General features: G+C 36.4%; 17 protein-coding genes and 1 pseudogene. 9 read left to right on the forward strand and 9 right to left on the reverse strand.

The features are described from left to right. Positions 1-80: 80 nt before the first annotated feature. Positions 81-2,183 (reverse strand): zinc piracy TonB-dependent receptor ZnuD, encoded by a 2,103-nt coding sequence (gene znuD, locus ACINWC743_RS12450; RefSeq protein WP_009585653.1) that lies wholly within the window; start codon positions 2,181-2,183, stop codon positions 81-83. A gap of 135 nt (positions 2,184-2,318) precedes the next feature. On the opposite strand from znuD, the gene ACINWC743_RS12455 reads away from it, so the two are divergent. The 7 genes from ACINWC743_RS12455 (at position 2,319) to ACINWC743_RS12485 (ending at position 9,527) form a co-directional block, all read left to right on the forward strand. Beyond that, positions 2,319-3,089 (forward strand): DUF4184 family protein, encoded by a 771-nt coding sequence (locus ACINWC743_RS12455; RefSeq protein WP_009585722.1) that lies wholly within the window; start codon positions 2,319-2,321, stop codon positions 3,087-3,089. 249 nt (positions 3,090-3,338) lie between these two features. Beyond that, positions 3,339-5,126: an aspartate--tRNA ligase gene (aspS, locus tag ACINWC743_RS12460; protein ID WP_005030933.1), complete on the forward strand. Its 1,788-nt coding sequence runs from the start codon at positions 3,339-3,341 to the stop codon at positions 5,124-5,126. Positions 5,127-5,264: 138 nt separating this feature from the next. Further along, positions 5,265-5,483 carry a hypothetical protein gene (locus tag ACINWC743_RS12465; RefSeq protein WP_004827797.1) on the forward strand — a complete coding sequence of 73 codons (219 nt, stop codon included), beginning with the start codon at positions 5,265-5,267 and terminating at the stop codon, positions 5,481-5,483. A gap of 10 nt (positions 5,484-5,493) precedes the next feature. After that, positions 5,494-6,357 (forward strand): lysophospholipid acyltransferase family protein, encoded by an 864-nt coding sequence (locus tag ACINWC743_RS12470; protein ID WP_009585746.1) that lies wholly within the window; start codon positions 5,494-5,496, stop codon positions 6,355-6,357. Between the two features lie 68 nt (positions 6,358-6,425). Then, positions 6,426-7,490, forward strand: a complete 1,065-nt coding sequence (locus ACINWC743_RS12475) for a hypothetical protein (RefSeq protein WP_009585699.1) — start codon at positions 6,426-6,428, stop codon at positions 7,488-7,490. A gap of 122 nt (positions 7,491-7,612) precedes the next feature. Beyond that, complete coding sequence (locus ACINWC743_RS12480) at positions 7,613-8,518, forward strand: glycosyltransferase (protein WP_009585766.1); 906 nt, start codon at positions 7,613-7,615, stop codon at positions 8,516-8,518. 103 nt (positions 8,519-8,621) lie between these two features. Then, positions 8,622-9,527, forward strand: coding sequence for a hypothetical protein (locus ACINWC743_RS12485; RefSeq protein ID WP_009585690.1), 906 nt, complete (start codon positions 8,622-8,624; stop codon positions 9,525-9,527). A gap of 2 nt (positions 9,528-9,529) precedes the next feature. Here ACINWC743_RS12485 and ACINWC743_RS12490 read toward each other — a convergent pair whose 3' ends face one another. The 4 genes from ACINWC743_RS12490 to ACINWC743_RS12505 all read right to left on the reverse strand — a co-directional run bounded on the left by ACINWC743_RS12490 (position 9,530) and on the right by ACINWC743_RS12505 (position 13,110). Continuing rightward, positions 9,530-10,441, reverse strand: a complete 912-nt coding sequence (locus ACINWC743_RS12490; RefSeq protein WP_009585755.1) for a glycosyltransferase family 32 protein — start codon at positions 10,439-10,441, stop codon at positions 9,530-9,532. A 102-nt stretch (positions 10,442-10,543) separates the two neighbouring features. Next, a complete protein-coding gene (locus tag ACINWC743_RS12495; protein WP_009585733.1) occupies positions 10,544-11,302 on the reverse strand; it encodes a glycosyltransferase family 25 protein in 759 nt (252 codons plus the stop codon). Further along, positions 11,292-12,299, reverse strand: coding sequence for a hypothetical protein (locus ACINWC743_RS12500; protein ID WP_009585710.1), 1,008 nt, complete (start codon positions 12,297-12,299; stop codon positions 11,292-11,294). The genes ACINWC743_RS12495 and ACINWC743_RS12500 overlap by 11 nt, the downstream gene beginning before the upstream one ends. Before the next feature lie 40 nt (positions 12,300-12,339). Then, entirely contained in the window at positions 12,340-13,110 is a 771-nt protein-coding gene (locus ACINWC743_RS12505; RefSeq protein WP_009585747.1) for a hypothetical protein, read from the reverse strand. A 235-nt stretch (positions 13,111-13,345) separates the two neighbouring features. Here ACINWC743_RS12505 and ACINWC743_RS12510 point away from each other — a divergent pair, with 235 nt between their 5' ends. Beyond that, positions 13,346-14,515, forward strand: coding sequence for a nucleotide sugar dehydrogenase (locus tag ACINWC743_RS12510; RefSeq protein ID WP_009585664.1), 1,170 nt, complete (start codon positions 13,346-13,348; stop codon positions 14,513-14,515). Beyond that, positions 14,512-15,534 (forward strand): NAD-dependent epimerase, encoded by a 1,023-nt coding sequence (locus tag ACINWC743_RS12515; protein WP_009585683.1) that lies wholly within the window; start codon positions 14,512-14,514, stop codon positions 15,532-15,534. Before ACINWC743_RS12510 ends, ACINWC743_RS12515 begins: the two co-directional genes overlap by 4 nt. A gap of 91 nt (positions 15,535-15,625) precedes the next feature. Here ACINWC743_RS12515 and ACINWC743_RS12520 read toward each other — a convergent pair whose 3' ends face one another. From ACINWC743_RS12520 to ACINWC743_RS12535, 4 genes and pseudogenes are all read right to left on the reverse strand, one after another. Next, the gene (locus ACINWC743_RS12520) at positions 15,626-16,552 is read right to left on the reverse strand and encodes a branched-chain amino acid transaminase (RefSeq protein WP_004827770.1); all 927 of its coding nucleotides are present in this window, start codon (positions 16,550-16,552) and stop codon (positions 15,626-15,628) included. Positions 16,553-16,578: 26 nt separating this feature from the next. Further along, a complete protein-coding gene (gene glnE / locus ACINWC743_RS12525) occupies positions 16,579-19,329 on the reverse strand; it encodes a bifunctional [glutamate--ammonia ligase]-adenylyl-L-tyrosine phosphorylase/[glutamate--ammonia-ligase] adenylyltransferase (RefSeq protein WP_009585754.1) in 2,751 nt (916 codons plus the stop codon). 153 nt (positions 19,330-19,482) lie between these two features. Beyond that, positions 19,483-20,760, reverse strand: a complete 1,278-nt coding sequence (locus ACINWC743_RS12530) for a sensor histidine kinase (RefSeq protein WP_009585677.1) — start codon at positions 20,758-20,760, stop codon at positions 19,483-19,485. A gap of 534 nt (positions 20,761-21,294) precedes the next feature. Beyond that, positions 21,295-22,566: pseudogene (locus ACINWC743_RS12535) on the reverse strand (Glu/Leu/Phe/Val family dehydrogenase). Between the last annotated feature and the right edge of the window lie 221 nt (positions 22,567-22,787).

Below are 22,787 nucleotides of genomic sequence, written 5' to 3' on the forward strand. Positions count from 1 at the left end.
TCAATCATGAACAGACCATTAGAGCCTAGGTCGAATTCCTTTATTTTTCAATAACGATTTGGTGAATGAGAATAAATAACTTAGAACTTATAGTCCATTCCAATCACAAAGTTACGTCCAATTTGTGGAATGTTCGCTAAGAAAGAAGTGTGATTATATACTTTCTCATCTAACAGATTGTTTGCTTTAAAGAAAATTTTTGCTTCTTGCTGATTTGACATTGGGTATTTATAAGCCAATCCGACATTCACCATATTATAACCTTTGGTCTCTTGCTCATAAGACGCAAATTTGTCTTGGTTAAATACATGCGAATATTCAGCAGAGCCAGACCAATGATCGTCAAAGTCAGCATTTACACGTGCACCTAAACGCCCTGCTGGAACACGTGGAGCATTTTCATCTTCGATTTTGCCACGAACATAATCACCAAACAAACTGGTGTTATAGACTTCATTCCATTGATATGCAACTTCACCTTCTGTACCGTAGAACTTGGCTTTGTCTTGGCTATATTTAATTAAACGGAAGTTTTCATATTGATCTAGCGTTTTGGCATAAATATAGTTGTCAAACCAATTGTGGTATACATGCACATGATAGCTGAGCTTATCATTGTCAAAATGTAATCCGAGTTCAACGTTGTTTGACTTTTCTTTATTTAGGTTTTCATTGCCCAATTCATATGTATTGGTTGCATAATGTTTACCATCCGCATAAAGCTCTTGCGCCAAAGGTAAACGTTCTTGATGAGAACCAGTTAAAGAGAGCGTGTAATTCGGTGAGAAAGCCCAATTTACAGCACCTGAATATGAGAATGCATTTCCATCGAAATCTTTTTGTTCAGAATCGACATCGACCGTTTGGTGATCAAAACGGGTACCCAATTCAACATGGAAATCACCAATTTGACGGTGTTCTAAGCCAAACAGACTATATTTTTGTGTCTTATTTGGAGCAAGAACAGCTTCTTCTCCAGTAATATCTAGCTTTTGTTGGCTTGCTTGTACACCCCAAACACCGTCCCATGCAGCAACGGGATTATGTACCAATTCGATACGACCTTCATAGCCTTTGCTCTTGAACGTTGTCATTGGCGTACCATCTTCAATTTCATCATGCTTGTAGTCTGTATAACTTGCCTGCGCTCTGAGTTTCTTGAAGCCCGCAAATGGCTCATTTAACTCAGAACGGAAATCATAGCGATCCGTTTTCATATCAATCCATGGACCAGCTTCTGCATGATCATGACCCTCTTCACCATGATCATGTCCAGCATGATCATCGTCATCGCCATCATCATGCGCACCACAATGTAGTGATAAACCATGCAAATGGCATGACTCATACTCATGACTGTGTCCAGGCAAACCATACTGATCTTTACGATTACTATAAGAAATTCCGGCGAAACCACGCTCACCAATCCATGACAAACCGACGTTGACATTATCCGATTCTGAGAAAGTATTGCCTACACGACGTTCTTTCGTTGTATGTGCGTGATCACCATGCTCTTCTGTGACCATATAGTCTGGCGTAATGTAATCATTCGCATCACGTTTTAATCCTTCAACTCGCAAAGCCACATTTGAACCCAGTCCAACGGTAACGCCTGCATGTGCCATTTTTTCATCATTGCCTGTGTTATAACGAAGTCCCACATTCCCTTCATAACCATTTTCAGGCATTGCAGTTGGGATTTTGCTATCAATCACATTGACTAAACCACCGACTGAACCTGCACCATAAAGTAATGTGGACGGTCCACGAACAATTTCTACTTTTTGTGCAAGCTGTGGATCTACAGTGACAGCATGGTCTGGCGATAAACTAGAAACATCCATCGTTTCTGTCGCATTTTGTGTAACTTTTACACGAGCCCCTTCCTGACCTCGAATAACTGGACGGCTCGAACCTGTACCAAATGTATTAGAGTAAACCCCTAACTCATCTTTCAGCGCTTCCCCCAAAGTTGTTCCTGATTGTTGTAATTTTTCACGTGAAACAGTTTCATCTGCAGCACCAAAATCTTGGCTAGAAGGAACCAGTGGATGACCAACAACTGTAATGGTTTCTAATTGTTGTGGATTTTTCTCTGTATTGGTCTGATCTTCTGCCCAAATAGAGGTCGAAATGATCGCTGTTATTGAAAGTGTCAGTACGCTTTTAGAAAAAGACATGAGGTGCTCTCGAAGCTCGATGTTTTGAATTTATGTTATATTATAACATTTCAATATTTTTGCAATAAAAAACATTCTAGCTTTATTATTTTGTTTAGAATCAAATTAAAATCATGTTTGCAATCTTTCAACTCAATGCCGTTTACACTGTCTCATGCTGTTTTAGCGCCACCACTTTCTAAACTTTCAGGTAATCGTTTACCAATTGCCGCACTCGCAATTGGCACAATGACGCCTGATTTATATCGTGTGCTAGTACAAACTGAAATCCATTTAAATCATCAGTTTAAAGGTATAATTTATCCAGATTTGTATGTTGGATTATTATTTTGCCTATTGTGGTACGTACTGTATCGCCCCTTATTGTTTAGGTTTTTGGGGCTTTCTAAGCCACTCAATATCCATTCAGCTTTAAGTTTTTTTAAATTTTTATTCTGGATGATATTGGCGATTATATTAGGCACAGCTACCCATATTATTTGGGATGGTTTAACACATTTAGATTTTAGAACTTTTGCTTTTAACGACTTTTTAGCACAATCTGTCTCAATCTTTGACCATGTGTACCCAATGCATAAAGTCCTACAAATCGGTTGTTCAGTTGTTGCTTTACCATTCTTATTCTGGATGGGGCTACACTATTTTTTTAAATATAGAAGTACCGAACCACTTAACCGCAAAGTATTCATTTTCTGTCTATCTTTATTTGCAATTTCCTTCTTTAGTGGCTGTCTTTATTACATTCATACAGCAAATGAAAGTGGCATAATTCCCAAACAAACAGATCTTTATGTACTGATTGGTTTCTTTATGAAAGTTTTTACTCAAGCTTCCATGATCTGCTTTAGCTTAGGTTGCTGTCTTTTTCTGTATTTAAATCATAAAAAATATTTTGACTCAGTTTAGAGTCTGTTGACACATCACAAATACATGGTTGCATTGTCAATAGACACTAAATACTTTCGTTTAAACTTTGCAGGTTGAGTCAGCAAAATTTTGCACAAATTAGCTTAAATTCATCAGGCAATGTTGTAGTTTTTAGCACAAGTCCTTGTGACTCATCGCCCAAAGAGGCATAATCTCACATTACATTTTTAGGCGATGCGCTGTTTACGTATTCGCTTCCTTAACCCATATAGTTGGATTTCTAACGCTATGATGCGAACTCATTATTGCGGTTCTTTAACCGAAGCTCAAATTGACCAAACTGTAACCCTGTGTGGTTGGGTACATCGTCGTCGTGATCACGGTGGTGTAATTTTCCTTGATATGCGTGATCGTGATGGTCTCGTTCAAGTGGTCATTGATCCTGATACACCAGAAGCATTTTCAACCGCCGATAAAGCACGTTCAGAATATGTATTAAAAATAGTTGGTCGTGTACGTCGTCGTTACGAAGGTACTGAAAATGCCAATATGGTGAGCGGTCAAATTGAAGTTTTAGGTAAAGAAATCGAAGTTCTTGCTGCATCTGAAACCCCACCATTCCCATTGAATGATGAAAATGCCAACATTTCTGAAGAAATTCGTCTGAAATATCGCTTCCTTGATATTCGTCGTCCAGAGATGATTGATCGCTTACGTTTCCGTTCTAAAGTAACAACATTAATTCGTAACTACTTAGACGAACATGGTTTCCTTGATGTTGAAACACCTATTTTAACACGTGCTACTCCAGAAGGTGCACGTGACTATTTAGTGCCAAGCCGTGTTTCAAATGGTAGCTTCTATGCTCTTCCACAATCACCACAATTATTTAAACAATTGTTAATGGTTGGCGGTGTAGATCGTTATTACCAAATCGCTAAGTGTTTCCGTGACGAAGACTTACGTGCAGACCGTCAGCCAGAATTCACTCAAATCGACATCGAAACATCGTTCTTAAACGATGACGATATTATGGATTTGATGGAAGGCATGACTGTGAAGATGTTCAATGAACTTCTTGGCGTGAAATTCGATAAATTCCAGCGTATGACTTATGCAGATGCAATGCGTGACTATGCATCAGATAAACCAGATTTGCGTATTCCTTTGAAACTTGTAGACGTTGCCGACATGATGCAAGACGTTGAGTTCAAAGTGTTTGCAGGTCCAGCTAAAGATCCTAAAGGTCGTATTGTTGCACTACGAGTTCCAGGCGCAGGTTCTTTACCACGCAGCCAAATTGACGAATATACAAAATTTGTTGGTATCTATGGTGCAAAAGGTTTGGCTTATATTAAAGTCAATGAACTTGAAAAAGGTGTTGAAGGGCTACAGTCACCTATCGTTAAATTTATCGAGCCAATCGTACTCGATCTATTAAAACGTGTTGGTGCTGAAAATGGTGATATCGTATTCTTCGGCGCAGATAAAGCCAAAGTCGTAAATGACGCAATGGGTGCGTTACGTATCAAGATCGGACATGACATGAACATGTCGACTTGTGAGTGGGCACCGCTTTGGGTGGTTGACTTCCCAATGTTTGAAGAAACTGATGATGGTAAATGGACCTCTGTTCATCACCCGTTCACACTACCAAAATCAAGTGTTGAAGAGGTGAAAAACAATCCAGGTCAAGCACTTTCAGTCGCTTACGATATGGTACTTAACGGTACTGAAATTGGTGGTGGTTCACTTCGTATCTATACTTTAGAAATGCAAAAAGCGATTTTTGAAGCATTAGGTATTGGTGAAGAAGAAGCTGAAGAGAAATTTAGCTTCTTATTAAATGCATTAAAATTCGGTGCGCCTCCGCATGGTGGTTTAGCATTTGGTCTTGACCGTTTGGTTATGTTGATGACAGGTTCATCTTCGATTCGTGATGTGATTGCATTCCCGAAAACTAAAACAGCTGAATGTCCGCTTACACAAGCACCTGCACCAGTAGAACCAAATCAATTACGTGATCTTGGTATTCGCTTACGTGAAAAAGCTAAAGTTGAAACCAAAGAAGCTTAATTCTTTATTCAGCATGAAAAACCCTGTTTTTTAACAGGGTTTTTTATTTTTAAGTAGCATCTTATTTATTTAGGTTCGAATTGAGATAAATTCTCATAAATGGCATAATGAGCAGGTTAACTTTTAAGGTGAAAACCGATGGCTATGCGTCCTAATGTACTTCGTCATACAATCATTATCATTGTATTTTCAGTGGTTCAATGGGGATTCATGCGTTATATTCTCAATCACCAGTTATTTAACTTAGATACTTATCAACGTATTCTCTATTTCAGTATGAGTAGTTTTATTGCTGGTTTTTTTATTATTTCAGCACTGATCTATTTGGTGTTGAAAGGTAATGCTGATCGCGATTAATTTCTAATCCATGTATAACTTACTTAAAAATTTTTCTCGTTTGCCTTTCTGCATGATTCAGACTATTGCGAGAGGGGTTGGCAGTTTATTATTTATCAGTAACTCCTCAGCAAAACGAATTACAGAAATCAATATACAAGCAGCCTATCCTACGCTTGAAGAACAGCAACGTCAGGCATTGATTAAAGCCAGTTTGAAAAGTCAGTGCATGACCTATGTAGAGTCGATCAAAGTTTGGGGCTCTCCTCCTGAATTTGCCTTAAATCAAATCAAACAAGTACATAATGCTGAAATTTTTCTCAATGCGTTAAAAAATCCCAATGGAACTTTAGGTGTTGTTCCTCATTTTGGGAATTGGGAATTGATGAATGCTTGGGTGAACCAGCACACACATCCTGTCATTATGTATAAACCGAGTAAAAATAAAGATCTAGACCGATTTATGCTAGAGTCTAGACAACAACTCAAAGCAACATTAGTTCCCACAGATGATACGGGTGTACGTGCTTTATTTAAACACTTAAAACAAGGTGGCTTTTCTGCCATACTTCCAGATCATATTCCCAAAGAATCTGGCGGTGTATATTCGGACTTTTTTGGACAAAAGGCTTTTTCATCAACCTTACTGTCTAAACTAGCAGCGAAAACCCAATGTTCTGTGGTTGGACTCACCTGTATTCGTCGTGCAGATTACGCTGGTTTTGATTTGCATTTTACAGCATTGTCTCCAGATATTAATTCCAAGGATTTACAACTTTCTGTAGACACACTCAATAAAGAAATGGAACGGATGATTAATGTTGCACCAGAACAGTATTTATGGGGCTATAAACGTTTCCGTAAATTAGAGGGTGAACGGAATTTGTATAAATAAATGATCTAAAATTCATTAATTTAAATTACTCAATAGACGCCTTATAGATTCTGGTCTGGAGATAGCATATGAAAATCACTAAAATAGTCTTAGCTATGCCAAGCCATAGTAACTTTGCATCTCCTATTCAAAAGAATCTAAAATATCATAATTTTGATATTAAATTTATTAATAGTTCTCCTGAGCATTTGAAACGTATAAAGTTACCATTTTTAAATTCACTTTATAGTTTTTTCCGTAAATTGTTTTTCTCTGACTCTTCATATAAGTTAAAAGCAAAACAGATTATAAAACATAAGACTATTACTCAAAGTATTCAAACACAGCTTATTGACCAAAAAAGCGATTACACCTTAGTTATTCGACCAGATTTATTTGAGTTAGAACACTTACAACTTCTTAAAACTCATACCAGTCAGTTTATTGGTTATCAATGGAATGGATTAGCACGTTTCCCCACAACATTATTATCTATTCCTTACTTTGATCGTTTTTTTGTTTTTGATAATACTGATCTATCTAATGCAGACTATAATAAATACAATTTATTAGGCACTACAAATTTTTATTTTGACATGTATCAACCTCAACCAATTCCACATCAAGGCATTATTGCTTATTTTGTTGGTTTACATTTTGATGAACGAGTTATTTCTCTTGATATTTGTGCTCAAGAATTAATTAAACACGGAATAAAATTGGATTTTAATATTAGATTTTTAAAGAGAGATCCTGATAATCAAGCTCAGTATAAATGCAAAGATATTAAATTAATTAAAAAGAACATCGAATTTGATGACAATTTATATCATATTAATCAGGCAGATATTTTAGTAGACATCGTTAATCCTGTTCACAATGGTTTATCATTTAGAACATTTGAAGCATTATATTATGAAAAAAAATTAATTACGAACAATAAAACTGTCATGGATTACGATTTTTATCACCCCAATAATATCTTAATATGGGATGGAAAAGATTTATCAATGTTAAAAGACTTTCTATCAAAACCACTTGTCTCAATTGATATCAAAATCCGAGAGAAATATGGCTTTAAAAATTGGATCAGAAATTTATTAGATTGCCATCCATACACAGAAATCAATTTACCTCATGCAAACCCCAAATAAAGTGAATAAAAATCATATATTTAAATTCATATACTAGATTTCATGATATTTTCTAATTTATTCTTAATTACTACCAATAATTTGCTAATATAGCAAATATACAAAATTTGAAGAGAATCTATATGTCAAATGATGTCATTAAAATTTTTGTAGGTTGTGATCCTAATAATTGTGACCTTGAACAAATGATGGTTCTTGACTACAGCATTCGAAAAAATACACAGTATCCAGTTGAAATCACTTGGATGCAACTTAGTCATGATCCTGATAGTCCTTGGTTTTCAGACCAAACTCATCATTTAGGTTGGCATACTGAAAAATGGGCTACACCCTTTTCTGGTTTCCGCTGGGCTATTCCTCAATTATGTAATTTTGAAGGTCGTGCTATCTATATGGATGCCGATGTAATTGTTTTAACCGATATAGCTGAATTGTGGAATACACCTTTCAACCAAGATACAATGGTCATTGCAAAAGGTGGAAAAAGCACAGCAAGATTATGTACTTGTGTGTGGAATTGTGAAGTTGCAAAGAAATACTTACCTCCATTGCAACAACTCAAAACAGATCCTGATGGTCATAAAAAATTAATGAAGCTTATCCAAGATAAACCTGAGCTCGTACAAAATTATATAAGCTCATACAATTGTATCGATGGTGAAGAGCTTCCGATAACAGAGATTAAAATACTCCACTATTCAGATATGGGTACCCAATTTAGTCATAAATATTCAATTCCACGTTTAAAATTAAACAACCAAAAGCATTGGTTCGACGGTAAAATTTTTCCTCACCCTCGACAGGACTTGACTGAGTTATTTGATCAATATTATCAAAATGCAATAGATGCTGGTTATTCATTAGAAAACTACAAAGTTCCTGCATATGGTGACTTTAATAAAGCATCACAAATCAATTATCACGGAAATAAGATAACTCGTCCTGAAATTGAAACTCACTGGTTAAATAAATTTTTTGGAAAAATAAAATCAAAGTTTAAAGCACAAAAATTTACATTAGATGAGTAAGCTCTGTAAACCATATCATCTATATTACTACTGAATTAGTATCATGATTTCTCTATTTATATGAACTAATTCAGTAAAAAACACAATCTAATGGATCAAATTTATGAGTAATTTTTTTTCAAATATATTATTAAGAAATTTTTTTAAATATTTGTACAAAATCTCTCATTCAAAATCATTTAATCATAATCGTCGATATTGGCCATATTTTAATGTGGAAAGAAATAAACTAGGTCATTTAGATAAAGTATTTTATAAAAAAAGATTAATTTCTGATAATACAAAATGGCACAAGCCTGTTAATGATACTTGTGTAATTGTTGCAACAGGACCATCAATAAACGAAATTGATGAGGTTTTTTTTAAGAATCAAAAATATGATTATTTTGGGCTAAATGGAGCTATTAGTTTAGCAGATACCAATTTTAAATATTATGTTATTATCGATCATGATTTTATTGAGAATAGATTCAAGCTCGTTACTCAAATATTAATAAATAAAGAATGTATTTTTTTTACAACACCACGGTGCTTAGAACTGATTTTAAGAAAATATCTCAGCAAGGAAATTCAATGCACGCTTAAGATTATAGAAACGATTACAGAAAAAAAACTTGAACGGTTTATGGGACCCAAAATAATTTTAACTCAGCCGTTAAGTAATTCTGACTTAGTTGAAAATAGTCATATTGGTTTCTCTACTGAAATTTTCAATGCTGTATATGATTACTATACTGTTGCTTATGTCGCATTACAGATAGCATATGCTCTAAACTATAAAAGAATATTAATTACTGGTCTTGATATGAGCAATTTTACTCAACCAAGATTTTATGAAACAATTGAAAATAAACAACCCACTCGCTTAGAACAAGATTTTGAAGCAATTTCTCTTGCATTCAAAGCAGCCGCATCCTTTCTGGAAAAAAACAAAGTTCAAGTAATTAATCTATCTCCTAACAGCTCAGTACAAGCCTTTGAGAAAGATAGCTTTCAACATTTCATTTAACTTTAAAAATCAATTAATGAACCTTTAAAATACATTCCTTTATTATAATACTGACATAAATAATTTCGCTCTTTACCGGCAAGTTTAATTAATTTTGGATATTCTTCAGCCGGATAATTTATTGCCATATTAATCAAAATTTTCTCTTTAACCCAACGGTTTTTTACTTGGTAATAAAATGCATTTTCATCACAATCAATCAGAGTAATACTTGGAAAAAAATGTCTTAGTATTTTCTGGCAGGCAACATAAGCAACTAAATATTCCAAATTACTAATTCTTTGAAAAAAATCTTTGCTATTTTTTTCTGTATTTCGAATATTTTGTACATAGCTTTTAGGTGTTTGCTGAATTGCTAAATATAATTCATCATACCAATGTTTAAAGAAAACATTATTTTTAACACTTGCCAATAACCAATTTTCCAATACAGGATAATCAAAATTTGTGGTATTTTTTTTACGATAATAAGAAAAACATTCTGTCTGATTTTTTTGCATCAGTTCAGGAATCCAGTCCAGATTTTCATAAACAATAATACTGGCATCCAACCAAATCCCACCGTGCTGGTATAATAGATCAAATCTGAGTAAATCAGCCTTTTGTTGAGGTGTTGCATCCTTCAATAAGGAGAAATCAATATCGCTGTACTCACTTACATTTTCTGGATTAAGTACATATACATGATAAGACAGGTTTTTTTCTCGAATATTTTGAACACACTTCTCTACAAACTCAGGAAAATTACCTTCCCAATATATCCATATTTTTTTTGGCAGTTCAATAGAGCTAGCAACAGGATTAAAAACCAATTGTCCCGCAAAATTATCAATCTTTTTATTGGTATGTCTAATTTTGTAATAGTACATCATATGAAATTTAGCCAAATAGAATAGTTTTTTAAAAATTTTCATATAAAGACCTAATACTTTAATAAGCACACAATAACAATAACAAGCGCCCTAAACAGCATTCAAAATATCGAATACATTCCAGAACTTAAAACCTTAATTCATTCAAAAATAAAGATGTTTAAAAGCATACAGACGATCACGCCACATCCGCTTTTGTTTTTTTAAGCCATAAGAGCTGTCACGATTTTCCTTCTCTTTCCGAGAAATCCCCTGTGTTGCCACAGTACCCAAAATATCACTATCTAAACCAGCTGGCTTCACCAAGGCTGGCCAAACACCTAAGCCTTTGCCATTTTTACTCAGCCATGTTTGGAAAAAAATATCTACTGGCATGGTCATCGTTTTACCAGAAACGACGAATGCTTCAGCACCTTTTCTTGACCATATTAAACCTAATCCGCGAATCGGGAAATAATAAGCATGCCATAGTGAAAAATCATCTATTTTTACGATATCTTTTGCAAACTTTTTCTTCTTGGCAGCCAAATTTATCAGATACCAATCTAGATCCTGATGCTGATCTAAATATGACAAAATTTGCTCTACAGATGTTTTAAAGTCAGTGGTGATTTTCATATCATCTTCTAAAACCACCAAATAATCTGCATCAGTTTGTAAAAACTTTTCGGCACAACCATAATGGCTGAGATAACAACCTAATTCAGAATTCAGCAGTCGACGCCCTAAAGTTTGTTGAGTTGCAACATCATCATAATTTTCAAATGAAGCTAAATCCTGCCCTCGACCATCATAGGCAGAAAATCGTTGGAACGACCAATCAACTGCTTGTAACTGTTCCGTTGCTCGTTGAAGTCGCTCATCACTGCCATCAAGATTAATAAGATATGTTTCAACTTTCATGAAAAACTTCCAATGATAAAACGTCCTTTGAGATGACAGACTGAGGTAGATAATCACTAAACTTAGCGATCATTGCATTTTTGACTTGGACTGCATCTTGTGGAGTCAACTGATCCAAACTTTGAATACAGCCATATTTAATCTGATCTTGATTTAGAGCTTGTATAAACACATTTAAACTTTCAGCATTTTTTAAATAGGCTAAAGCTAAATCTGGCTTTAACACTGCTTCACCTTTTTGAATTTTTAAATGATTCATCAACGAAATTGGATTCAATTGCTCAACACTACGAAATTTATATTTAATTTGTGTTTCTAATAAGGTTGGGTGATTCAATAAATATTCGCTTAAAATTTTACGATCTACACAATGCGGATAATGATGGATTTCAAAAAATTCTTTAAACCCTAAGATATCAGCACCCAACATCTGCGCAATGACATGTCCAGGTTGAATGGGTTTGTTAAAATTTCGATTTAAAAATTGACGATATTTGAGTTTAGTCTTGTAACTAAAACAACTTTTCCAATGCCCATAGGTCACGATTTTGTCTTGTTCAAGAAAATCTTCAACCTGAGCCGATGCATTAAAAAAGAAATCATCATTTAAATAGATAAAATAGTCTGACAAGCCTTGAATATTCCACAACATACTTTCTATAGAGCGGGTATTAAAAGTCGGTAGAAATTGTTCAAAGCCTGCAAAAATTTCTCGATGATCAACCACTCGGATTTTATTTGTATCACAAAGACCTTGTACGACAAATTCATTTAAAAACTCAGGTTGCTGACCATCCGTAACAATCAAAATATGACGGCAAAAAGGAACATATTTCAATATAGATGCAATGTTGTAATAGATTTCATCATTACTGGCAAAACGGGTTTCACTGACAGCATCACTGGCATCATTGCCTGTCAGGTACAAATGACGTTTACGTTTTAACTCAACATCATTGCCATCGACCCAAGCAATCACGATATCAAGGTTCTGCATCTATCTTGTTCTCAAATTTTATCAAATAATATGAATGACATTATTGCCAAGCGTCTTTAATCCAGTCTGAAGGCAATACATAACGATACCATTTACCACCGCCACCCGTGACTGCATCAGGTGGATTAATTTCACCATGAAAAATAATGATTTTGGCATCTTGTGGTTTTACTGGTGGCTTAAAATAGGCCAAAGGCAGCTTTTGTAAACAATGATATTTATAACTCTTACACCAATCTTTTGGCCAATAGCTGAGCTTTTTCTGCTGATCGACATACCACGACAAATATTCTTGTTCATTTCTAAACTTATGGCTAATTTCTTTAAAGTTTTCTCGAAAGTAAGGCAAAATGTCTGGAAAAGAACCCAATTTAAAACGGTACACAGAACTATTTCCTGTGACTCGCCAAGGGCGTTTCCAATCATGAATAATTAAGAACTCACCCGGATAAGTAAAGAAATCATCAATATTATCAACAATCACCACATCAAGATCTAAGAACAGTAAATTCCCTTTTAAACCATATAAGTCAGGTTCAAAAGTCGATAATTTGTTCCAGCCACGTTCTGGGCTTCCTTCAGGCAATGCTAATGGTGGAATTGGAAAACATTGAATGTCGGCGTTGATACCTTCTGTACGGTCAGTCAAACAGACCATTTTAAAATCAATGGTGGTATGTCTTTTGACCATGTTATACAGTCGATTGACATAGTCTGCACCATACTTGGTTCCCCATTTCATACACAAAACAATATTTTGTTCTGATTCAACTAAATTATTTGACTGTAAATTTGATTCATTAACCTGCATGCATCAATCTTCCACCTGAGCAATCTCTATATCATACCATTACCATAGCCAAGTTACTGTATTCGATTGCATATGCTGAACAATTTGTTTCATCAGAATATGCTATGATGCTCAAGTCATTTATACGTATGATGTTTATTTCATTATTCCAGTTTTTTGAGAATGGGATGCTTTAAACAATTCGTTAAAATGCCGAATACAACTTTTGCAAGCACATTTTCTATATTAGGTTTTTATGAAAATAGCAGTCGCTGGAACAGGTTACGTTGGCTTATCCAATTCAATGATATTTGCACAACATCATGAAGTTGTTGCTGTTGATATTTTAGAATCTAAAGTTAACATGCTCAACAATCAAATATCGCCTATCCAAGATGCTGATATTTCATTATTTTTAAAAGAAAAAACACTGAATTTCACAGCGACCACAGATTATAAAACAGCTTATCAAAATGCTGATTTTGTGATCATCGCAACCCCAACAGATTACGACACCAAAACCAATTATTTTAATACGCAAAGTGTGGAAAGTGTGGTTCAGCAAGTCTTAACAGTTAATCCGCATGCTGTAATGGTGATCAAATCTACTGTCCCAGTGGGCTTTACCAAAAGTTTAAAAGAAAAATTTCATACTGAGAATCTCGTTTTCTCACCTGAATTTTTACGTGAAGGCAAAGCACTACATGACAATTTATACCCATCCCGAATTATTGTGGGTGAAAAGTCTGAGCGTGCACAGCAATTTGCTGATTTACTGATCGAAGGCGCAATTAAAAAAGATAGTCCAGTTTTATTTACTGACTCTACTGAGGCAGAAGCCATCAAACTATTTGCCAACACTTACTTGGCGATGCGTGTTGCTTACTTCAATGAACTTGATACTTATGCGCAAATTTTTGGTTTAGATACTCAACAAATTATTGAGGGTGTTTGTCTGGACCAACGCATCGGGAATCATTATAACAACCCATCTTTTGGTTATGGCGGATATTGTCTCCCTAAGGATACCAAGCAACTTCTAGCAAATTATCATCATGTGCCGAGCAATTTGATTCAGGCCATTGTTGATTCAAATAGTACACGTAAAGACTTCATTGCTGACTCGATCATTGCACGCAACCCGAATACGGTCGGAATTTATCGTTTAGTTATGAAAAGTGGTTCAGACAACTTTAGGGCTTCAGCAATTCAAGGCGTGATGAAACGTATCAAGGCAAAAGGAATTGAAGTGATTGTCTATGAACCAACTTTACAAGATGATGATTTCTTTAAATCAAAAGTGGTCAATGATTTAGCGCAATTTAAACAGCAAAGTGATGTAATTATTGCCAATCGTATTTCAAGCGATCTCAGTGATGTACTCGACAAAGTTTATACACGAGATATTTTCGGAGCAGATGAATGAAAGTTCTCGTTACAGGGGCAGCAGGATTTATTGGTTTCAATGTTGCAAAAAAACTATTAGAACGTGGTGATGATGTTGTTGGGTTTGACAATGTCAATGATTACTATGATCCTGCATTGAAAGAAGCCAGATTAGACGTTTTAAAAAATACAGCAGAACACGCTCAAGGTTCTTTCATTTTTATTCGTGCCAACCTTGCAGATAAAACTATTGTTGACCAATGCTTCCAAGATCATTCATTTGATCGAGTGATTCATTTAGCAGCTCAGGCAGGTGTACGCTACTCTCTAGAAAACCCGTCTAGTTATGTAGAGAGTAATCTTATTGGCTTCACCAATATTCTTGAAGCATGTCGCTATGCCAAAACGCCACATCTGACTTATGCCAGCACCAGTAGTGTTTATGGTGCCAATACCACCATGCCATTTAGTGAAAAACATGGTGTCAATCACCCTGTTCAGTTCTATGCGGCAACCAAACGTGCCAATGAACTCATGGCGCACAGTTATAGCCATTTATTTAATTTACCCACGACAGGACTGCGCTTCTTCACAGTATACGGTCCTTGGGGACGTCCAGACATGGCACTATTTAAATTCACTAAAAATATTATTGAAGGTCGCTCTATTCCTGTCTTCAATCATGGCAATCACACCCGCGACTTTACTTTTATCTCAGATATTGTCGAAGGTATTATTCGTTCAAGTGATCAAATTGCACAGCCTAATCCAAATTGGGACAGCAAAAATCCAGATCCATCGACCAGCTATGCACCATTCCGTATTTTTAATATCGGCAATAATAATCCAGTCAAATTGATCGAATATATTCATGCGATTGAAAAGGCTGTCGGTCAAGACGCTATTTTAGAATTATTACCCTTACAGCCAGGTGATGTTCCAGATACCTTTGCTGATAGTAGTGCCTTGGAAAATATGGTGGGTTATAAACCATCAGTTTCTGTAGATGAAGGTGTAAAACAGTTTGTTGATTGGTACCGAGAATTTTATAAAGTCTAATCTCATACTATTTATTTTAGACCGATCTTAATACATTGATTTAAAAATAAAAAAAGGATTCCAAATGGAATCCTTTTTAGCATTGAATGGCTTATTTTACATAAGTCAGCCAATGTGCATATTTTGGATCTTTACCTTGAACAGCATCAAAGAATGCTTTTTGAATCTTCTCAGTAATCGGACCACGCGCACCTGAACCAATTTGACGGTCGTCATATTCACGGATCGGCGTCACTTCAGCAGCAGTCCCGGTAAAGAATGCTTCATCACCAATATAGAATTCATCACGAGTAATACGGCGTTCAACGACATCAATACCAAGATCTTTAGCAATGGTAATAATCGTTTGACGGGTAATACCATCCAAAGCACCGCCTGCGATATCTGGTGTATGTAAAACACCATCTTTCACCAAGAATACGTTTTCACCAGAACCCTGACATACATAACCTTGAGGATCCATCAACATCGCTTCGTCATAACCAGAATGTGCCACTTCTTGGTGAGCAAGAATTGACAATGTATAGTTACCTGATGCTTTTGCTTTACACATCGTCACGTTTGGATGATGATGGGTAAATGATGAGGTTTTAACACGAATACCCTTCGCCATTGCCTCATCACCAAGATATGCACCCCAGCTCCACGCAGCTACTGTTGCATGAATGGTATTATCTGTTGCAGCGATACCTAATTTTTCCGAACCAATGAAAATAATTGGGCGTAAATAGCATGATGCCAATTTATTTTCACGAACCACATCAATCTGAGCTTGCTCAAGCGTTGCTTGATCAAATGGAACTTTCATTTGATAAATTTTTGCAGAATTTAACAAACGTTTTGTGTGATCTTGGAGACGGAAAATCGCGGTACCATTTGGTGTTTCATAAGCACGGACACCCTCGAACACACCCATACTATAATGTAAAGTATGTGTTAAGACGTGAATTTTAGCCTCACGCCATTCAACCATTTGTCCATCTTGCCAAATAAAACCATCACGATCAGCCAAATTCATGGCGCACACTCCAAATTTTTACACAATTATTCACTTTCCAAAGCGAAAGTCGCTGTTGGATCAATTAATCTTTGCCATAACTTGCAAACGACCTCTCGGGTATCGTGCCAATCCGCAGCACTTACTTGCATATTATGATTTGCAAGTGCTAAACGGTGGCTCTCGGCGCGTTCACTGAGATAAGCTTGAATCAATGCGGATACATCGTCGCTGGATAAGCAACCTGCCTTTGCGGCATCTTCAAGGATTCGTACGTTGTCGGAATAATGGGCGAGATCAGGATTCGTCCCACTCCAGGCTAATACGACATACTGTGCCATAAATTCGATGTCAACGATACCACCTGCGTCCTGTTTTAAGTGAAAAATTCCATCTTTTTTCTGATCTTTTGATGAGCCAAGATGATCTTTCATTTTTTGGCGCATATTAAGCACTTCTTGGCGAACCGTTTCTTCTTGTCTTGGCAAGGTAAGAATCTTGCAACGCAATTCCTCAAACTTGGCTCTCAATGTTGGCTCACCCGCGATAGAGCGTGCTCGAACAATGGCTTGATGCTCCCATAACCATGCACTTTTCAGTTGATACTGTTCAAATGCCTTTAAGCTGGTCACCAAAAGTCCTGCTTCACCTGAAGGACGCAAACGCGTATCCACTTCATAAACACGACCATCTAAGGTCTGCGTTGTCATCAATGACATAAACTTCTGAGCAACACGCATCGCAAATTCAAAGCCACTAATGGCTTTTTGACCATCTGTATCTGCTTGTTCATCCATATAATGAATAAACACCAAATCCAAGTCTGAACCATAACCGAGCTCAATTCCCCCGACCTTACCATAACCAATCACACAATATGCCATATGTTCCAAAGAACAACGCTGCCCTTCTGCATCTATTGGATATCCATGACGTTTCGCCACTGTTTGATAGGCTAAATTTAATGTTGCAATAACTGAAACTTCCGCAATATCCGTTAAAGCATCAGACACTTTCATCAACGGACTTTCAGCCAATACGTCACTTGCAGCCACTGTCAGTACATTGGACTTTTTAAACAGACGCAGAACTCGCATTTGATCTTCAACTTGATCAATTTCAATGCGCAGTAATTGTTGACGTAAAGAATCCTCCAAATAATGTCTTGGTGGAAGCTCAAAATCCATCGAAAGAAACTCATCTAAAAGCACTGGATAATGCGTTAATTCCTCACAAATCCATGGACTTACTGTCGCCATTTTAACCAACCGCTGCAATGCACCTTTACTTTCGATCAGCATAACCAAATACACCGTACGGCGCATGACAGACTCGACCAATGGCATTAAACGCATCAACGCAACTTGCGGGCTATTCGACTGTAAAATTGCTTCAACCAAATGTGGCCAAAACTCTTTTAGACGTTGAACGGCTTTTGCAGGTAATTTTTTGATGGCATGACCATACCAAAACTCATGAATTAAGTTTTTAGCATCATCATCTAAAATTTCATTGAGCTGACTCTCAAGCTGACTATAGCTTTCAATAGGTGACTCAAGCCCTTTTTCTTTAATCAGATGCTCAAATTGGAACGTCACCTTTTCTCGTTTTTGATTTAAAAAATCAATAAAATTATTCCAATCAGTAAAGCCCAATGTATCAATCAGCCGTTGACGTAACTCAGGCTCAGTCGGCAAAGATTGAGTTTGTTGATCATTCAGTGCTTGAATCGCATGTTCAACGCGACGTAAAAATAAATAGGCATCTTCAAGGTCAACAACAGATTGTGAATCGAGTAATCCAACCTCACCTAAATGCTGAAGACTGACGAGACATTGGCGATCTTGCAGCTCTAATTTAGCGCCACCATAAATCAATTGAAAAACTTGGACAATAAATTCAACTTCACGAATCCCACCTGCACCTAACTTAATATCATCAGCAATATTGCGACGTGCCACTTCACGCTCAATCATGGCTTTCATTTCACGCATGGCTTCAAATGCGGTGTAATCAACATATTTACGAAATACAAATGGGCGCGTCATATCCAATAGACTATCACCCTCATGTCCCCCCGTAATAATACGTGCCTTAATCCATGCATAGCGTTCCCATTCGCGTCCATGCTGACTGAGATATTTTTCTAATGCCACATGACTAATCGCGAGGGCTGAACCATCCCCCCAAGGACGTAAACGCATATCTACACGAAAAACAAAACCATCCGCAGTAATATGATCCAGCAAATAAATCAGCTTCTGTCCCCACAAAATACAGAACTGCTGTACATCAATACATTTGCGTCCATTGGTTTCACCTTGTTCATCAAAAGCAAAAATCAGGTCGATATCACTTGATAAATTAAGCTCTTGTGCGCCAAGCTTCCCCATACCAATCACGATCAGATCTTGAATCTTACCGTTATACCCGACTGGCTCACCATGTTTAGCAATGAGTGGAACCCGCGCAAAATCTTTGGCTGCAACGATACAAATATCTGCAAAATCCGAAAGTTCACGGGTCAATGTCACTACATCGGTGAGTTGATTGGCATCCTGCCAAATCCAACGGAACATCAAACGTGCACGAAGTATCCTTAACACGCGCATCCATGTAATTTCATCTTGAATAGCTGCTAAATTATCATCAACAAGTTGTTGAATTTGCGGGGTACTGAGCGGTACTTGAAATTGATCAATTGCATAATCATGTTCTAATACACTTTGATGTAGACTTAATACTTGTTCTGCATACTGACTGGCATGTAAGGTTTTTTGCAATTGCTCAGCATTCATTAGAAAAGCCTGTACTGATGTTTTATATGATTATTTATAGCAGTTTGCTTGACTGTTAGGGAATCTTTTATCGTTGTATAAAAAAGCACAGATTAAAAAAACATCAAAAAACACACATCCATCACTTTAAAATTTTATCGCAGACGTTGAAGATTAGAAAATTTTTACTTTATCTGATTTTAGGTCTGTATCTAGCAAAGACTGATGGGCATTTTTTGCCGCAGGGAGGGCAACGACAAAGGTTGTTCCCTCACCTTTTTGAGAGCTAACTGATATTTGCCCATGATTTAAGTCAACAAATCTCTTGCACAATACCAATCCTAATCCTGTACCTTGTTCACCAATCGTACCTTTTATACTGGCTTTAAGTTGTGGTTCAAAAACCTGTTCAATCTGTGCCTGAGTCATCCCCAAACCAGTATCATGAATAATGATTTCAATACGATTTCCCACAGGTTGAGCGGAAATCGTCACTTTGCCTAAACCATCAGTTTGAGTAAATTTTAAAGCATTGGACACTAAGTTTTGAATAATGGAGGTTACCATATTCATATCTGCAAAAACCGTTAGATCATCAGCAACATTTTCAATCAATTGAATATTTTTATTGACTGCTAAGGGTTGCAGTACATCATAAACAATTTTGGTGGTCTGTTTGAGCTTAAAATTAATCGGGTGATAGACAAAACGACCTCCTTCTGACATCGCCCAATTGAGTAAATTTTCAAGTAAAGCATATGTGGACTGCAAAGTATCATGCAAATATTGTGCAATACTATGAATATTCTCTTCATCCAAGGTTTCTCGCTCATTGGCTAAAACATCTGAAAAACCAATCAATCCATGAAATGGTGCACGTAAATCATGGGCAATCACCTGAAAAAACTTTGTTTTACTGAAATTTAGAGCACGTTCTTGTTCATAAAGCTCATAATAGTCTTGAGACTCCGACTTGCGCTGCAATATCGTCACAAGGTCATCACTCAACTCTTCTAATAATAGTTTTTGTTTAGCCGAGAAATTCTCGGACTGATGATCATAAAAATAGACATGCGCGATGGACTCGCTGTCTTGAAGTCTAAAGTCATAAGCGATAAGTCGTGTATGGCTAAGACCGATCTCCGTGATATAATCTGAACATTCTGGATAACTTGGGTGTGTACCCTCAACAATTAACGTATTTTGAAAATCTGGTAAAAGATTAGGCTTTGGAGAAAGATAAGCGGCAACAAAGTCACATTCACTATTAGCAACCCATGCATAAGGTTCATTGTGAAAGCTAAAAAAGGCATTTTCGACATTCAAAATAGCACGGACAATTTTCAGATAGCGCTCAATTTTATTGTCTGGCGTATAAGCTCCTAAAATGAGCGACAATCGACATGCACTGAGTTGCTCAGTTTGATGAGAGTCTAAGAATTCTATTTTCATGTTTACCTCATTTTCACTTTCAGTTCACACGTTATTGATTAAACTCACCCATTTCTAATATTAATTTCTTTTAAATAGATAAAAACTTAATTCGAAAAATAAAAAAATAGCATCAAAGACGTCGCTGTACATTTACAAATGTTCACATAAAACACTATAGCAGTAATACTTTTAATTAAAATAGAAAAGTTAAAAATTTCAAAAAAAATCATATTTTTGTAATCAAACAACGTCTATCAAATCACAATAGTATTTAATTCTGTGAACTGAAAAAATACCCAAGCCATTTGTATTCGCTTGGGTTCTGTTGAATAGAGAATGATTCTATAGATGGGCAAGGAGAGCGTGTAAACCGATATGCCATCACTGAAAGTAGATTTTTGAATGACATGATTTTATATAAACATCGTGTCAATAAAAGCAGCAAAACAATTATTTTTTATTTAAATATTTATAGTTAATTACCGCTCCAAAACACATGTATTACTGCTAATAGCCATCCAGTAAAACATATTTCTTGAGTCATTTATTTCTTTATCCAGGGAAAACACCACGCTCTTTACGCGCTTTTAAAATACGTTCGCACGCCAAGATATAAGCCGCTGTACGTAAGGTACATGTATTGTTGTTTGCCGTATTCCAAACATCCTCAATTGCTTGAACCATGAGTTTGTCTAAACGCTCATTAATTTCTTCTTCGCTCCAAAAATAACTTGCCATATCTTGTACCCATTCGAAGTAACTTACAGTCACCCCACCCGCATTACAGACTACATCAGGAACGACAACAATACCTCGTTCAACCAATATATCTTCTGCCTTTGGATAAGTTGGACCATTTGCCCCCTCTAAAATCAGTTGAGCTTGAATATTCTGAGCACGATCAATGGTGATTTGCCCCTCTAAAGCCGCAGGAATCATGATATCAACTTCTGCTGACCAAAATTCTTCATCAGCAATGAGCTGTGCACCAGTAAAACCACCGACACCTTCATTCACAGTGACATAATCACGTAATGCCTCAAGATCAATACCGTTTTTATTGAAAATAGTCCCTGTGTGGTCTTGAATGTGAGTAACTTTTGCATTTGATTCCACAAATAAAAAACCAGCTTCACTCCCTACATTACCAAAACCTTGAATAGCAACTTTAGCTCCTTTAAGGGAGAGCTTAATTTTCTTCGCAACTTCGCGACCTGTAACAAATACTCCACGACCAGTTGCCTTTACACGACCTAATGAACCACCCAAGTGGATAGGTTTACCAGTGACCACACCAGTAACTGTATATCCCTGACCTGATGAATAGGTGTCCATAATTCACCCCATTACGTGTTGATTTGTTCCAACATCTGGTGCAGGAATATCCTTTTGAGGACCGATAATATGACTGATTTCACTGGTATAGCGACGAGTTAAACGCTCTAATTCTCGAGCCGATAATTTACGTGGATCGACACGGACACCCCCTTTTGCACCTCCAAATGGTAGGTTCAATACCGCTGTTTTGATCGTCATCCATGCTGAAAGCGCCATAACCTCATTCAGATTGACATCTTGGTGATAGCGGATACCACCTTTACCAGGACCACGTGATAAATTGTGTTGTACACGATAACCTTCAAAATGTTGAATTGAACCATCATCCATGACAATCGGTACATCTACGATAAGAACTCTTTTGGGTCTTTTTAATATCTCAATATGTTGTTTTAGATGCTCTAAATAGGGAGATACGCGTTCAATTTGTTCAAGAAAAGTTAACCAAGCTGCATCATTTGCTTGGATATAAGAGAGTTTTGTCATATTGAATATCCAACTGATATTTGTTCTGCTCTATCACGTTATTAATAATGTCTAAGTAAATACACAAATTTCTCAAAGATATTTACTTAACTTTTAATCAATTAAACTAGGTTAATTTTTTTGTTTATGAAAGCAATTTTCGGAAAAAGTGATACGAAAAAAAGGAATAGTGCGAGTATTTTAATTCGTTTGTAGGACGATATTTCGAAGGTTTAAATAAC

Origin of the sequence: Acinetobacter sp. WC-743, assembly GCF_000335555.1 — a bacterium.
GTDB lineage: Bacteria > Pseudomonadota > Gammaproteobacteria > Pseudomonadales > Moraxellaceae > Acinetobacter > Acinetobacter bereziniae.

Excerpts from the sequence above, each read along its gene's own strand:
- aspS (WP_005030933.1), top strand. The coding sequence starts at position 3,339 with ATGATGCGAACTCATTATTGCGGTTCTTTAACCGAAGCTCAAATTGAC.
- ACINWC743_RS12470 (WP_009585746.1), top strand. The coding sequence starts at position 5,494 with ATGTATAACTTACTTAAAAATTTTTCTCGTTTGCCTTTCTGCATGATT.
- ACINWC743_RS12455 (WP_009585722.1), top strand. The coding sequence starts at position 2,319 with ATGCCGTTTACACTGTCTCATGCTGTTTTAGCGCCACCACTTTCTAAA.
- ACINWC743_RS12475 (WP_009585699.1), top strand. The coding sequence starts at position 6,426 with ATGAAAATCACTAAAATAGTCTTAGCTATGCCAAGCCATAGTAACTTT.
- ACINWC743_RS12520 (WP_004827770.1), bottom strand. The coding sequence starts at position 16,552 with ATGAATTTGGCTGATCGTGATGGTTTTATTTGGCAAGATGGACAAATG.
- ACINWC743_RS12480 (WP_009585766.1), top strand. The coding sequence starts at position 7,613 with ATGTCAAATGATGTCATTAAAATTTTTGTAGGTTGTGATCCTAATAAT.
- ACINWC743_RS12505 (WP_009585747.1), bottom strand. The coding sequence starts at position 13,110 with ATGCAGGTTAATGAATCAAATTTACAGTCAAATAATTTAGTTGAATCA.
- ACINWC743_RS12485 (WP_009585690.1), top strand. The coding sequence starts at position 8,622 with ATGAGTAATTTTTTTTCAAATATATTATTAAGAAATTTTTTTAAATAT.
- ACINWC743_RS12515 (WP_009585683.1), top strand. The coding sequence starts at position 14,512 with ATGAAAGTTCTCGTTACAGGGGCAGCAGGATTTATTGGTTTCAATGTT.
- ACINWC743_RS12490 (WP_009585755.1), bottom strand. The coding sequence starts at position 10,441 with ATGAAAATTTTTAAAAAACTATTCTATTTGGCTAAATTTCATATGATG.
- ACINWC743_RS12510 (WP_009585664.1), top strand. The coding sequence starts at position 13,346 with ATGAAAATAGCAGTCGCTGGAACAGGTTACGTTGGCTTATCCAATTCA.
- ACINWC743_RS12500 (WP_009585710.1), bottom strand. The coding sequence starts at position 12,299 with ATGCAGAACCTTGATATCGTGATTGCTTGGGTCGATGGCAATGATGTT.
- ACINWC743_RS12530 (WP_009585677.1), bottom strand. The coding sequence starts at position 20,760 with ATGAAAATAGAATTCTTAGACTCTCATCAAACTGAGCAACTCAGTGCA.
- ACINWC743_RS12495 (WP_009585733.1), bottom strand. The coding sequence starts at position 11,302 with ATGAAAGTTGAAACATATCTTATTAATCTTGATGGCAGTGATGAGCGA.
- glnE (WP_009585754.1), bottom strand. The coding sequence starts at position 19,329 with ATGAATGCTGAGCAATTGCAAAAAACCTTACATGCCAGTCAGTATGCA.
- znuD (WP_009585653.1), bottom strand. The coding sequence starts at position 2,183 with ATGTCTTTTTCTAAAAGCGTACTGACACTTTCAATAACAGCGATCATT.
- ACINWC743_RS12465 (WP_004827797.1), top strand. The coding sequence starts at position 5,265 with ATGGCTATGCGTCCTAATGTACTTCGTCATACAATCATTATCATTGTA.